Annotated in this window: 12 protein-coding genes and 1 tRNA gene; 8 read left to right on the top strand and 5 right to left on the bottom strand. The window is 60.5% G+C overall.

Annotation, left to right across the window (positions count from 1 at the left end; all coding sequences use genetic code 11):
- Window positions 1-81 precede the first annotated feature (81 nt).
- Together NKJ88_RS11160 and NKJ88_RS11165 are read left to right on the top strand one after the other, a co-directional pair.
- Window positions 82-1,155, top strand: coding sequence for an alpha/beta hydrolase (locus NKJ88_RS11160; protein WP_023710593.1), 1,074 nt, complete (start codon window positions 82-84; stop codon window positions 1,153-1,155).
- Between the two features lie 133 nt (window positions 1,156-1,288).
- Window positions 1,289-2,452 (top strand): alpha/beta hydrolase, encoded by a 1,164-nt coding sequence (locus NKJ88_RS11165; RefSeq protein WP_352444059.1) that lies wholly within the window; start codon window positions 1,289-1,291, stop codon window positions 2,450-2,452.
- A gap of 21 nt (window positions 2,453-2,473) precedes the next feature.
- Here the strand turns inward: NKJ88_RS11165 and ade are convergent, their stop codons facing one another.
- A complete protein-coding gene (gene ade / locus NKJ88_RS11170; RefSeq protein WP_352444060.1) occupies window positions 2,474-4,285 on the bottom strand; it encodes an adenine deaminase in 1,812 nt (603 codons plus the stop codon).
- Window positions 4,286-4,546: 261 nt separating this feature from the next.
- Here ade and NKJ88_RS11175 point away from each other — a divergent pair, with 261 nt between their 5' ends.
- The gene (locus NKJ88_RS11175) at window positions 4,547-5,398 is read left to right on the top strand and encodes an alpha/beta fold hydrolase (protein WP_023691196.1); all 852 of its coding nucleotides are present in this window, start codon (window positions 4,547-4,549) and stop codon (window positions 5,396-5,398) included.
- A gap of 128 nt (window positions 5,399-5,526) precedes the next feature.
- Window positions 5,527-6,189 carry an outer membrane protein gene (locus tag NKJ88_RS11180; RefSeq protein ID WP_023691195.1) on the top strand — a complete coding sequence of 221 codons (663 nt, stop codon included), beginning with the start codon at window positions 5,527-5,529 and terminating at the stop codon, window positions 6,187-6,189.
- A gap of 397 nt (window positions 6,190-6,586) precedes the next feature.
- Here NKJ88_RS11180 and NKJ88_RS11185 read toward each other — a convergent pair whose 3' ends face one another.
- Complete coding sequence (locus tag NKJ88_RS11185) at window positions 6,587-6,970, bottom strand: hypothetical protein (protein ID WP_352444061.1); 384 nt, start codon at window positions 6,968-6,970, stop codon at window positions 6,587-6,589.
- A 247-nt stretch (window positions 6,971-7,217) separates the two neighbouring features.
- Window positions 7,218-7,302 (bottom strand) — tRNA-Leu (locus tag NKJ88_RS11190).
- 1,185 nt (window positions 7,303-8,487) lie between these two features.
- Here NKJ88_RS11190 and NKJ88_RS11195 point away from each other — a divergent pair.
- Together NKJ88_RS11195 and NKJ88_RS11200 are read left to right on the top strand one after the other, a co-directional pair.
- The gene (locus NKJ88_RS11195; RefSeq protein ID WP_352444062.1) at window positions 8,488-8,679 is read left to right on the top strand and encodes a hypothetical protein; all 192 of its coding nucleotides are present in this window, start codon (window positions 8,488-8,490) and stop codon (window positions 8,677-8,679) included.
- Between the two features lie 953 nt (window positions 8,680-9,632).
- Entirely contained in the window at window positions 9,633-9,881 is a 249-nt protein-coding gene (locus NKJ88_RS11200; protein ID WP_023691191.1) for a hypothetical protein, read from the top strand.
- On the opposite strand, the gene NKJ88_RS11205 is transcribed toward NKJ88_RS11200, so the two are convergent.
- Window positions 9,878-10,741, bottom strand: a complete 864-nt coding sequence (locus NKJ88_RS11205; protein ID WP_023748756.1) for an ATP-dependent DNA ligase — start codon at window positions 10,739-10,741, stop codon at window positions 9,878-9,880. The two genes, NKJ88_RS11200 and NKJ88_RS11205, sit on opposite strands and share 4 nt — an antisense overlap.
- A gap of 86 nt (window positions 10,742-10,827) precedes the next feature.
- On the opposite strand from NKJ88_RS11205, the gene NKJ88_RS11210 reads away from it, so the two are divergent.
- Together NKJ88_RS11210 and NKJ88_RS11215 are read left to right on the top strand one after the other, a co-directional pair.
- The gene (locus tag NKJ88_RS11210) at window positions 10,828-11,049 is read left to right on the top strand and encodes a hypothetical protein (RefSeq protein ID WP_023681532.1); all 222 of its coding nucleotides are present in this window, start codon (window positions 10,828-10,830) and stop codon (window positions 11,047-11,049) included.
- A gap of 724 nt (window positions 11,050-11,773) precedes the next feature.
- On the top strand, window positions 11,774-11,962 hold the full coding sequence (locus NKJ88_RS11215; protein WP_023688348.1) for a hypothetical protein: 189 nt from the start codon (window positions 11,774-11,776) through the stop codon (window positions 11,960-11,962).
- Between the two features lie 367 nt (window positions 11,963-12,329).
- On the opposite strand, the gene NKJ88_RS11220 is transcribed toward NKJ88_RS11215, so the two are convergent.
- A complete protein-coding gene (locus tag NKJ88_RS11220) occupies window positions 12,330-13,301 on the bottom strand; it encodes an ATP-grasp fold amidoligase family protein (protein ID WP_352444063.1) in 972 nt (323 codons plus the stop codon).
- Between the last annotated feature and the right edge of the window lie 50 nt (window positions 13,302-13,351).

Raw genomic sequence — 13,351 nt, forward strand, 5'->3', positions numbered from 1 at the left:
GACTTACTTCTGCCGCACTCTCACTGTCCGGGAGGTGCCGCGGGGGTATATGGGCCTTTTGGCCGGAGTGGAATTTTTGACGTGCGTTTGAAGACGATTTGCATTCTTGCACTTGCCCTGTTGATCGCCGGCTGCGGCGGCCGCAAAACCGAGGAACTGCTCGGCAGCGCCGTCATGTCCACGCCGGTGACCGAAATCTCGGGCAATCACTCGATCTTCATTGCCACCACACGCAAGAAATCCGACGATCCCAACAAAGTTTTCGACGGCGAACGCTCGGCGACGCTGAACTACGCCCGCGTCACCGTCACCGTTCCCGGCACCCACCAGACCGGCCAGATCGAGCGCCGCTCGCGCGGCAAGTCGAACGACCCGGCGAAATACTTCATGGCTTCCGAGGTCGTCGGCTACGATGCGCAGCCTCAATTCTCAAGCGCGCTCAATGCCGACATTGCCGCGCGCGGCGGCCGCGTCATGGTCTTCGTGCATGGCTACAACACCGGCTTCGACGACGCGGTCTACCGCCTGACCCAGATCGTCCACGATTCCGGCTATCCCGGCACGCCGGTGCTGTTTTCCTGGGCATCCGGCGCCAGAACCACCGACTATGTCTATGACAAGGAAAGCGCCAGCGCCGCCCGCGATCAGCTGGAGGTGACATTGCGCATGCTGCAGCAGTCCGGCGCGCGGCGCATCGACATCGTCGCCCACTCGCTCGGAACCTGGGTGACCATGGAAACGCTGCGCCAGATGGCCATCACCGGCGACCGCGATCTCGGCGGCAAGCTCGGCGATGTCGTGCTGGCTTCTCCCGACATCGACGTCGACGTCTTCAAGAGCCAGATGCGCCGCTACGGCAAGCCGGACAAGCCGTTCATCCTGCTGCTCTCCAACGACGACCGGGCGCTGCGGCTCTCAGGCCTGATCGCAGGCTCGCGGCCACGCGTCGGCGACTACAAGGATGCCGCCGACCTCGCCGCTTATGGCGTCACCGTGGTCGACCTCTCCAAGGTCAAGGGAGGCGACAGCTTCAACCACACCAAGTTCGCCGACAATCCCGAACTGGTGAAGATGATCGGCCAGCGGCTGCGCGAGGATGACGGCTTTGCCAGCGACCAGACGGTGACCGACCGCATCAGCGCGCTCGGACAATAAGGCTGTTGCCTTGCGGCGACCGTCGCCGCGTGAGGTCGCGAATGCCGCTCGGCCCGATCACTTTCAACTGGACCGGGCCGGTCTCTGCCTCTACGACATTGAAATCGGCGCCAATGCGCCAGCGGGAGCCCGCTTGAACGAGCGATGGAAGACTGTCCTGGTCCTTGCGTTCGCGCTAGCTGCCGCCGGCTGCGCCGGCCCCAACACCCATGACCTGTTGAACGAGTCGACGGTTTCGGTGCCTGCCTCCGACATCGCGGCCACCCACGAAATCTTCGTCGCCACCACCCGCAAGCAGGCGACCAAGGACCCACGCCAGGTGTTCGATGGCGATCGCTCGCTGACCACCAGCTACGCCCGCGTCGACGTCACCGTGCCGAAGGTCCACCAGGTCGGCGCCATCGAGCGCGCCAAGGGCTCGGCCAATTCGAACCCGGCCAAGCAATTCACCGCCACCGACGTCGTCCACTATGGCGACGCCTCGCAATTCGCCAAGGCCGTCGGTGCCAACATCACCATGAATGGCGACCGCGCGCTGGTCTTCGTCCACGGCTTCAACAACGGCTTCGACGATGGGGTCTACCGGCTGACGCAGATCGCCCACGACACCGAATATCCGGGTACGCCGATCTTGTTTTCGTGGGCTTCGAGCGGCAAGACCACGGGCTATATCTACGACAAGGACAGCGCCAACGCCGCGCGCGACGACCTCGAGGCGACGCTCAGGATGCTCGCCAAGACAAAGGTCAAGAGCATCGACATCATCGCGCATTCGATGGGAACCTGGGTGACGATGGAAGCGCTGCGCCAGCTCGCCATCACCGGCGACCGCGATCTCGACGGCAAGCTCGGCCGTGTCGTCCTGGCATCGCCCGATATCGATGTCGACGTCTTCAAGAAGCAGATGATCCGCTACGGCAAGCCCGACAGGCCGTTCGTCATCCTGCTTTCCGCCGACGACCGTGCTCTGAGACTGTCCAGCCTGCTATCCGGCGACAAGCCGCGCGTCGGCGACTACGGCAACGCCGCCGACATTGCCAGTTACGGCGTCGTTGTGGCCGACCTCAGCCAGATCAAGGGCGGCGACCGCCTGAACCACGCCAAATTCGCCGACAACCCGTTCCTGGTGCAATTGCTCGGTGACCGTCTGCGCGCTCCAGCCGGCCTGGCATCGGACGAACCCACGCAGGGCCAGATCGACAATCTCGGCCAAGGCCTCGGCAAGGCAGTCGGATCCGTCGCCGAGATCATTATCACCACGCCATTCAAGGTGCTGACCATCGCCACCGGCGGATGAGAGCCAAGCAGCGGGCTGATCTCAGATAAAAAGATCGACCTTCTGGAACGTCGTCACGTCGATCAGGCCGACATCGGAAATCCTGAGCTCCGGAATGACGACCAGCGCCAGCAGCGAGTGCTGCATGTAGGCGTTGTTGAGCGAGCAGCCCATCTTGCGCATCGCCTCGGTCAGTTTCTCCGCCTTGGCCGCCACGATTTCCGCCCGCTCGTCCGACATCAGCCCGGCGATCGGCATTTCGACAAGCGCAAGCTCCTTGCCCTTCGAAAACAGCACCACGCCCCCGCCGACCTCGCCCAGCCGGTTGACGGCCAGCGCCATGTCTTCCTTGTTGGTGCCGACGCAGATGATGTGGTGGGCATCATGTGCGACGCTCGACGCAATGGCGCAGTCGCCCATATAGCCGAAGCCTGAGACGAAGGCATTGGTGACGCCGCCGGTGCCGCGGTGGCGCTCGACCAGCGCGATCTGGCAGATGTCGTTGCGGCGGTCCATGGCGACCAGCCCGTCCTCGACCGGCAGGTCGGCCTCCAGCGCCCGCGTCGGCGCCTGGTTTTCGATCACGCCGATGACCCGCACCCGCACCTCGTTGGCGCCCTTGGGCGCCGCAATGTCGAAGTCGCCTGGCTTCAGCTTCTTGCCGAGCTTGACGGTGTTCTTCGCCGATTTGGGGTAATCATAGGCCGGGATGTCGATCTCGAGCTTGCCGCCCTTGGCCAGCCTGATACCGCGGCCATAGACCTCGTCGATGGTCATGGCGGCAAGATCGGAGACGATCAGCAGATCGGCCAGCCGTCCCGGCGCGATCGAGCCGATCTCGCGCTCCAGCTTGAAATGCTGGGCGGTATTCAGCGTCGCCATCTGGATCGCCGTCACCGGCTTCAATCCCTGTTGGATGGCGTGGCGGACCACCCGGTCCATATGGCCTTCATGCACCAGCGTGCCGGAATGGCTGTCGTCGGTGCACAGGATGAAGTTGCGCGGGTCGAGACCGCTCTCGGTCACCGCCTTGATCTGCGAGGCAACATCGTACCAGGCCGAGCCCAGCCGCAGCATTGCCTTCATGCCCTGGCGCACACGGGCGATTGCGTCCTCGGCGCGCGTGCCTTCATGGTCGTCCTCCGGCCCGCCGGCGACATAGCCATGGAACGGCAGGCCGAGATCGCGCGACGCGTAGTGGCCGCCGACCGTCTTGCCGGCCTTGATCGTTGCGGCGATCTCGCCCGACATGACCGGATCATTGGCGATGACGCCGGGAAAATTCATGACTTCGCCGAGCCCGATGATGTTTTCCCAGGTCATCGCTTCCGCGACATCGGCGACCGTCAGTTCGGCCCCGGCATGCTCCAGCCCCGGCGCGGACGGCACGCAGGATGGCATCTGGACGTGCACGTTGATCGGCATGGCGACGGCCTCGTCATGCATCAGCCGCACGCCGGGCAGACCCAGCACATTGGCGATCTCGTGCGGATCGATGAACATCGAGGTGGTGCCGTGCGGGATGACAGCGCGGCAGAACTCGGTCACCGTCACCATGCCGCTCTCGACATGCATATGCGCGTCGCACAGGCCGGGCACGAGATAGCGGCCGCCGGCATCGACCACCTTGGTGCCCTGGCCGATGGCATGGCTGGCATTCGGCCCGCAATAGGCGAAGCGGCCGCCTGAGATTGCGATGTCGGTGCCGGCTATGATTTCGCCGGAATGCACGTTCACCCAGCGGCCGTTTCGGATGACGAGGTCGGCCGGCTTGCGCCCCGTTGCGACGTCGACCAGATGCGTCGCCATCTCGGTCCAGGGCTTGGGTTTCGTCGCCGACGGCTGCTTGGCCATGAAAGACTCCTGTTTGCCCGACTGTGCCAAGCCGGCAAGGTTTTGGCCAGCGATCACGGACGAAATCCGTCGATGAGAATTCGCCCGGGCGGATGCGCCGCACCTGCTCACCCCGAGGGCAGGCATCAGTGGTGCGGTCATTCAGTTTGGCTTGTGCCGCCACTTATGCTACCATTCTGGCTATGGTGCTGATTTGCGCCGACGACCCGCCGCGAGGCGGGTTTTTGTTGTGATGAGCCCGAAACCTCCTGAGGTGAAGTCATGATCCGGTTCCTGAAAGCACTCGCCTTCGTCACCCTGTTCCTGATCTCGGCCGGCTTTGTATCCGCCGAGGAACGTTGGCAGACCTTGCCGGAGCCGGCGGCGATGCCCAAACCGGATCAGAGCGGGTATGCGCCGGTCAACGGCATCCAGATGTACTATGCCGTTTTCGGCGCCGGTGATCCGATTCTCCTGATCCATGGCGGCCTTGGCCATGGCGACATCTGGGCAAGCCAGGTGGCGACGATGTCCAAGACGCACAAGGTGATCATTGCCGACAGCCGCGGCCATGGCCGTTCTACCCGCACCGAGCAAGCTTACGGCTATGACCTCATGGCGTCGGACTATCTTGCGCTGCTCGACTATCTCAAGATCGACAAGACCGCTCTTGTCGGCTGGAGCGACGGGGGCATTATCGGCATCGACATCGCGCTGCATCATCCGGAGCGGCTGACACGGCTCTTTGCGCAGGCCGCCAACGTCACCACCGATGGCGTCGATCCGGGTGTGCTGACCAACAAGACCTTTGCCGCCTATATCGACCGCTCGGGCCGCGACTACAAGAAACTGTCGAAGACTCCCGACCAGTACGATGCCTTCGTGGCGCAGATCAGCCACATGTGGGAGTCGGAGCCGGCCTGGACCAAGGAACAGCTCGGCAAGATAACCACGCCGACCGCGATCGTTGCCGGCGACCATGACGAGGCGATCAAGCGCGAACACACCGAATACATGGCCTCCGTCATTCCGGGCGCCAAGCTCATCATCCTGCCCAACGCCAGTCATTTCGCCATGCTGCAGGCGCCGGACGAATATAGCCATGCGGCGCTGGACTTCATTGACGCCAAATAGCGCCCCCAGCTAGAGCACCCAGCACAGCAACGGGTACATTCCGATTGTTGAACAATGGGTTCCGTTTTGCGGCGAATAGGATTACCTTCCGGCAAGGCGCCTTCTGAACCGCCTTTTCGGAGAACTCGATGCGCTGTCTGACCATTGCCAGTGCCGGATTTCTGATTGCTCTGGCCGCGCCGGCATTCGCCGCCGACCCGATGGCGGTGCCGATGACCGAACCAGGCTTCGACTGGACCGGCTACTATGCCGGCCTGCAGGCCGGCTACGGCTGGGGCCAGTCCGACATATCAGTGACGGAAGGCGCGCCGTTTTCCATCTCGCCCGACATTGACGGCGGTTTCGTCGGCGGCCATGTCGCCGGCCTGTGGCAGTTCGATCAGGCGGTGCTCGGCGCCGAGGCGGAGCTCAATTATTCCGCCGTCGACGGTACGGCGGTATCAGGCCTTGGAAGCACATTCCGCACGGACATCAAGTGGTTCGGATCTGTAAACGCCAAAGCGGGCTTCGCCATGGACCGCGTGCTGGTCTACGGCGTCGGCGGCGTCGCCTTTGCCGGCATCGAAACTTCGCAAGTCGCGGGCGCGTCGTTCGCCGGCACACGCACGAATGTCGGCTGGACCTTGGGCGCCGGCGTTGACTATGCGCTGACCGACAAATTCATCGTCGGCGCGCAATATCGCTATTATGATTTCGGCTCCGAGCACTATGACGTGGCGGAACCCTTCAACGATCGCGATCAGGATGTGAAACTGAACGCGGTTGGTATCAATCTCAGCTACAAATTCTGAGCGTTCTCGGCGACTGAGATTTTCGCCACAACCAATTGTTTTGAAATCGCGAAACACCTTTCATGAGTCCGACACTCGGCAAAAGATGGCTTCACGGGTTTTCGCTGGCGTCTGAAAAGGGCAGGCCTGCGGACGGAATTGGTAGACGCAAGGGACTTAAAATTTGCCGTCAACTGGAGCAAGGGATGGCGTGGGTTAGGGTTGTTGAACGTATCGGTTACGGAGTTTGCCCAAAGTGCGGAAATCCCGGCTTCGACCTTGAAGCGGGCGAAGATATCCATGACGAGAGAGCCAAGATAAGGTGCGGCAAATGCGAATACATTTGCTCTGCCAACGAGTGGCCGACGGTGTCCGAAATCAAACCGGAAACACCATAATTTAGATTTCCTACGGCTGGTCAGTACTGCTGCTTTTCGGCCATTTCATTTTCGATGGCCACGCGCTGAACCACCTCGGGGGACACATGCATGATGGTGATATCGAAAGCCCGATAAGCCTCATCTGGCGTAATGCCGCGTTCGATTTCCGCCTCCGTCATGCCATCCTTCAGTTGCTCGTTGCGCAGTTTGGTCAGGATTGATCCAAGCCCATGGTGATGGCCGAAACTCGGCGCGATATATTCGCCTGAGGGCGTCCAGCCGCCGAAGTGCATCGCAAGATGCACATCGTGGAGTTCCTCCGGATCGGACGCGCTAATCCTGACTAGCTCTTTGATGAGGTCCTCAATTGCAGCTTTGGTCATGTATGCGGTTACGCCCATGGCATCCAATCGCAGCGCCAAGCTGAGCGGTCCGGCTGACATCTTTTTCGCTGGTTTTTTAGATGGTCGCCTAACCATGTTTAAAATTGCCTCCGTACCGTGATGCGATCCTATGGGAAGCATGGTGCCGGCGGCGGGACTTGAACCCGCATGGCCGAGGCCTCCGGATTTTAAGTCCGGTGTATGCCAATTTCACCACGCCCGTAGTGCCTGCACATGTACCCGTGGTGTGGGATTTTGCAAAGAGCGAGGGAGCATGCTCGAAGCATGGTGCGGGCGGCGGGACTTGAACCCGCATGGCCGAAGCCTCCGGATTTTAAGTCCGGTGTGTATACCAATTTCACCACGCCCGCAGTGCCCGCACATGTACCCGTGGTGTGGGATTTTGCAAAGAGCGAGGGAGCATGCTCGCACACTTGATTGCGGGGGAAATATCGTGGGATTTCCCTCAAATGTGGGAGAAAACCAGACTCACCATCAGCTCGACGTCCTGGTTTTCAGCCTATTGAGCGAGAAACACGCAGAAAAAGAGACTTTAAATCCCTCGATCTCTGATCGTACGGGTTCGATTCCCGTCGTCCGCACCAATTGAAATGCTTAGGATTCGTTCTGTAAGAACTCACTGGCTACCATAGAAAAGGCTGACGCGGGTAGCCGTAGAGCCGGGATACAAAGCCGGGAACTGCCATGCTGGAGTTTTGGTGTTCGGTATTGGCTGCCGTAAGAATAGTGACGGGGCTGACGGCGCAACTGCGCTTGAGCCAAATCCCGAACCTGTAGCCTTTTCGGTCGTAAGCTCGGCAGTTGGGGATCTAATGCAGCCGAAAAACGACGGTATCCGTGTCGCCGGACTTGCATCGAATGCCGACCAAAACGCCGGTTTCATAGTCGTCGACGTGCCACGGTCGGAACGTCGACCACACCGCAGCGATCAAAAGCTATATTACAAGCGTGCTGGTAGCTCTTCCGCAGCGGCCTCAACCCGGTGGGCATGCTCCGTCGCGATTTTAAGAAGAGTTGCAGCCGTTTCCTGTGGCGTCCAACCTTGCGCTTCTGACGCAGTCACCAAGGCCGCAAACGCGGCTTCTAATGCGACTTCACAGTTCACCTCACGGTCTGGGCTATCCTCTGGCAATATCGGGGGTTCGACGGATTGGGACATGGTGACTTCTTTCAAAGGGGAAAGCCCGCCGCCCCAGCCTTTTGCCACTCAAACATTTCAGCAAAGGATCATTCCAGCTATCAGCAGCGTGATTAGAACTGACAACGGCACGGCCAGAAGACCGACCAACTCAACATTTCTTGTGTTTTGTCGCTTGTCCATCTTCGTCGCCCGCATATCGTTGGCTTTGGCATCTTGCCGTCAACGTGCAGCTGTTGGAACCAACCACAAGTGCCGCTGATCGGAGATTCAGTCGGTGCTGCATATTAGCAACACATTGTGGAACGATCGGGCGGCATCAGCCAATTGCTTTTGAATGCCCTTGCACTTGCTTCGTACGATTCCGTACAGTTTCCCCCATTGGGGGAGGCGGCCGATGGACCATGACGAGGAAGGCTACAGCATTGACGCCTTCGATTTCGATGTGGTGTGCGAGACCTTCAGGAGATCCGTTCGGGAGTTGAACCTGGCTGAAGAGCATTGGGTAGACCACGCGAAGGCGCTGCTACGGGAATTCACCGACAGCGCACCTGATGACGACATGATTAGCCGGATCATCGGGCGCTAGTGGCCTATACAGCGGTAGTTGGTTAGAATCGTACCCCGGTCCTGCCACGGAAACCTTTTCCAAGGTTTGCCGCGTCATAGAGGCATCACAGAAGCTCCTGGAACAGATTGCCCAGCGCGGAGGGCCCTATAACGAAAAAGCTCGCCACCGTGAGGCAGCGGGCAGTTTTGGGAGAAACAGAAATGGGAACAATGGACCCCCGAATTGCCAACGGGCCATCGCCAATGCCGTCAGAGAGCCCTGCCTGGACGTGTGGCGTCCTGTCCGGCCCTCGCCATTGATTTCGTCGGCAAGCTTGTCTTTGGCCTCGTGATAGGTCTTGAAGTTGGCATCGGGATGGCAATCGCCGGCTGCCAAGGAGGCCGGCCGCTGGCCGACCCATCAGTTAGGCGTCCGTAGCCAGAGCGTTATAAAGCAGCAAACACGCCAGGATAGGAACGGCGCTGCCTAGCAGCTGGTCTGCCGTGAGGCCGGAAAAATAGACAAGATGAAACGTCACCATCGCTCTACCAATCACGGTTCGGAACACTGCCGAATTAACCGTTAGCCGACGCTAATGTTCCGCTCTGGACTCACTACCGCTTTGGAAGAATCCTGCCGCAGCGATCAGCGCCCCGCCCGACCTTGATCTCAACGTCGGTGCCACAAGGCTTTCCTTCGTTCGCATGGTTCGCAGAGATTAGCACGATCGCATACTCTCATCTCATCCGGCGTCGTCTCCCTCACAAAGCAGCGCCGGTAAGGCTCGGCGACCTTCTTGTTTGTCCCGTGTGCCAAAGGAGGTCGCCGGGCCTGCCGTTGCTCATCTTTGCTGGTGGTTGCTCCTGATGGCTGCGCGTGGCGCCGTCGCCCTACTGCTACCTGCGGGGTAAGGCCGGCGAGCCCTCTTGTCAGGCAGTCCGGCATGTAGGATTATAGTCCTCGTTGCGGCGACCCCCCAATGGAGAGCGCCAATGGCCAGAACCAAACCTTCGGAACAACTTTCCCGGGCTGAAATCGAGCGCTTCCTGGCGGCAGCCGAAGCGCTGCACAAGAGCATCGTCGGGCCGCTCCTGGCGTACCACGGCGAGCACTACCAAGCTCTACGTAAGGTCCATGGACCCCTGTTGAAGTCGATCGAGACCATCACCGGCCAGAAGGCGAAGTTCATCCAGTGGAACGGGACAGGACCGGCACAGCCCCGGGACAAGCCTCCGGGCTAAGTCTCCTCCCGGAAATCCAGCAGCTTGGCATGGCGAAGCTTCTCCTCGCCCTTTAGGAACCGCACGCGGCCGACCAGGCCCGGCTTTAGCCATTCGGCCTTGTCACTCTTGAGCCCTTTCGGCGCCGGCCCGCCAATCTTGCCTTGCACGCGGTCCCATAGGCGCTGGCGCTTGTCCGCCTTGAAGGTGACGAAGGCGCCGCCGGCATAGTGGCCTTTGTCGGCCATCAGCACCATGGCAGGCTTGCCGGCCTCGCGCTGCACGCCGACGATGTCCATCTCCTTTTCGGCATAGCACTTGATCTTGCGCCAGTTCGTCGTCGGACCCGACCGATACTTGCTGCCCTTCCGCTTTGAAACGATACCTTCAAGCCCAGCCTGGTCGACCAGATGAAAGACGGCGTCGCCAGTGCCCGGCATCGCTTCGCTGAACTGGATTCGGCCGCCGTCCGGGATCAACGCCCGGAGGATCTCGCGACGGTCTTCCACCGGCGTGTCCCGCAAGTCATGCCCGTTCAGATGCAAGAGGTCGAATGCTGGCAGATACAGATCGCGCGACGGCTTGCGGCTGGTCGCGGCTGATTGATGCGCATGGAAGTCGGATAGGCCAGCCTCATTGATCGTAATGGTCTCGCCGTCGATGATGAAGTCTTTCGCCTCGATCGCTTCCGCCTCACCGGCAAGTTGGATGTAGCGGCCCGTCCAATCATAACCGTTCTTGGTGATCAGCCGAATCCCGTCATCATCCTTGATGACCTGGGTGCGGTAGCCATCGAATTTGATCTCATGGATCCAATCATCGCCCATCGGCGGCGTGTCGACCAGTTCGGGTTCCATGGGCTTGATGAATTTCAGACGCATGCACTGACTCGCAGAACCACGACTTCAATTAGCTATCGCTAAATTAGTTCCGGAACATTTTAGACGAATTGGATGTTTGAAGGGCTATGAAGATCGAAGCCGACCAATGCCGGGCAGCGCTGACGCTCATCCGGCGCACAATGGAAGAGCACTGTCCTCCTGGCGTGCTGCCGAGCGAAGAGATGGTCAATGGGCTCTATGGTCCGGAACTGATCCATGAGGCGGAAGCCATTGCCGCCGGCATCGTCGCAACCATTGACCAGCTGCAATTGCCCGTGATGAAACCGCCGTCCCCTAGTATCAAATAGAGACCGACACAGGGAAGGTCGCTTGGCCGCGCGATCGTGGGCTCGCAACGACCGGCGAGGCGATGCCGGCCTCACCAAGGGTTACAGCCCCTCGACCAGCAGCGAAGGCGGCTCGCGGCAGTGCAACGCCCGAAGTGTTTCGAGACGACGATGTCCACCGAGCGTAGCCAGCGCGCGTTGTGCTGCACAAGGACCGAGGCAGCGGCACGGCCGCCCGGGCTACTCCAAAGGCGGCTCTTCGCTCTGTGGAGCCAAAACGGTGATATCCATCCTGGCGATTGTCGATGCGGCGCGCCCCTGGGCGCCAGAATCCGTGTCGCCACTTTCTGCCGCCATTGCCTTGGCGCGATGTCCTACGCTGTCTGCGCTTTTGCCTGGCGCAAATCCTTCGCCCGGTTCTGTCTTTGCGGGTTTCGGTCGAGTTTCAGCTGCCTGCCGATGTTGGTTTCCAATCGCCGAGACCATTGATACCTCCCCTTCATGAGGCCGCGACTGTACCTGTCAAGGCTGTAGCGAGGCTGATCACTTAAGTGGTCGGGTTGCGCCCGCTCGTAGTGGCCCTCCGATCACTGGGCTCTCGATGCCTTGGCGCTCGCGGACGTCTGGTCGGGTGGGAAGTTCAAACTCAGCCGCCCTTTGCGGCACCGGCTTCGCCCGACAACTAGGAACGATTTCGGCCGCCATGTGTTACGCAATCATGAATCTCGCGGATCCCGGATCAACAATGGCAACCGATCTTTTCACGATGCAACTCGCTGATGCTCAGCAGCGCATCAAACAGACCGAGTTCGCGCTGGTACTCAGCGAGAAAATGGTGGCTGAGAACCTCGCTTTATCCAGCAGGATACGATCGGCGAGGCGGCGTGTCCTGAAGGCCGGAAGGCCTCTGGCGACAGTCGACTCAACAAGCTGAAAGAGTTCTTCAAATGATCTCGACCCAGTCCGGACGTGGGAGAGCTTGCCGGTAACCTTAGCGGTAATCGGCCGAGTCGCAGCAGGAAGCGCGCCGAAAACTTGCTGGACGAAGATTGCGGCGTCGCTATGAATCCCGCCTTGTGTTGCCGAATCCGATCTGCGCAAAGGCGCATGGCCGAGACCAGGCAGCGGCTCACGAAGATTGATCCCAGCAGGACGAATTGACCGCTACGGCTCAGTTGAGACGGCACTTCGAAATCACGACTCCCTGCTGAGCTATCAGTTTCCCTCGATCTCTAATCGTATGAGTTCTGCGCACCACCCTTCGCTCTTCGAGCTTCGGGTGGCACGCCACCGAGTAGCCGTCAAACGTCGAGATAGCCGGCGGCGACGAGCATTGCCTTGTATCGTTGGGCAAATCGGCTGGGCAAACGGCTGAGGTAAGCTGACGCGCCAATATCCCAATGCGCGCCCAGTTCGCGGTCGAAGGCAGCCGGGTCGAATTGCAGCAAGCCGCTGCGTGGGTAGACCGTGAATTCTCCGAAGATCGGCTCCCCCTCCTCCTCGTAGAAATCGACACGCACCATGTCGAACTCGCTGCCGAGCGCCTCGGCTGCCTCGATCATCCGCGCCAGGCTCTTGGGAGGGGGAATTTCCAGGCTCGAGTCGATCGCGCCCTGGACGATGTTCAGCGGGCGCCAATCGCGATCCAGGTGGGCGGTATTCTTGGCCGTGGAACGGAAGGCGACGACGACGATGTAGGCGACGCGGCCAGCCAGCACACAGAATTTGTAGTCGACCGGGTCATAATCCTGGTCCTTGCCGACAAGCGCTTCGACGAAAACCCGCCGCTCTATGTGCGCATAGCTGCGCTCCAGCTTGCGGGCGCCATAGGTTTGGCCAAGGTATTCCGTCATCTCGGCAATGATCGCCTCCCGGTCGGCGTTGGCCGGATCGCGAACGATGACATTCATGGCGCAACCGTGGTTGCATTTGACGGCGTATGGGATTTTCAGGTCATCGAAGGGGATCTGGCGCGGATCGTCGCCCTGCCACAGCACCTCCGGGATGGCGAGCCCGGGAAGCCGCTCCCTGACGATTTCCTTGGACTTGAGCTTGTCGAGAAGGCCGATAAAGCGAGGATCGTCATCGAAAATCTTGCGCCAGTGGACCTTTTCCGTGAACGTCACCGGGGCTGCAAAATTCGGCAGATGCCCCATCCGCTCCAGGAAACGCTGGGTCAACCGGCGGTAGCGGACAAGCAGCGCGGCGTTCAGCAACAGGAGAGATGCCCGCGCGCTGTTTCGCTTCAGCCATGCCTTTGCGCCACGCGCCATTCCGGTGTCCTTGCAACCTGCGCAACTTCATCCGCGAAGTGGACGTGCCA

Source organism: Mesorhizobium sp. M0016 (assembly GCF_040324035.1).
Taxonomy (GTDB): domain Bacteria; phylum Pseudomonadota; class Alphaproteobacteria; order Rhizobiales; family Rhizobiaceae; genus Mesorhizobium.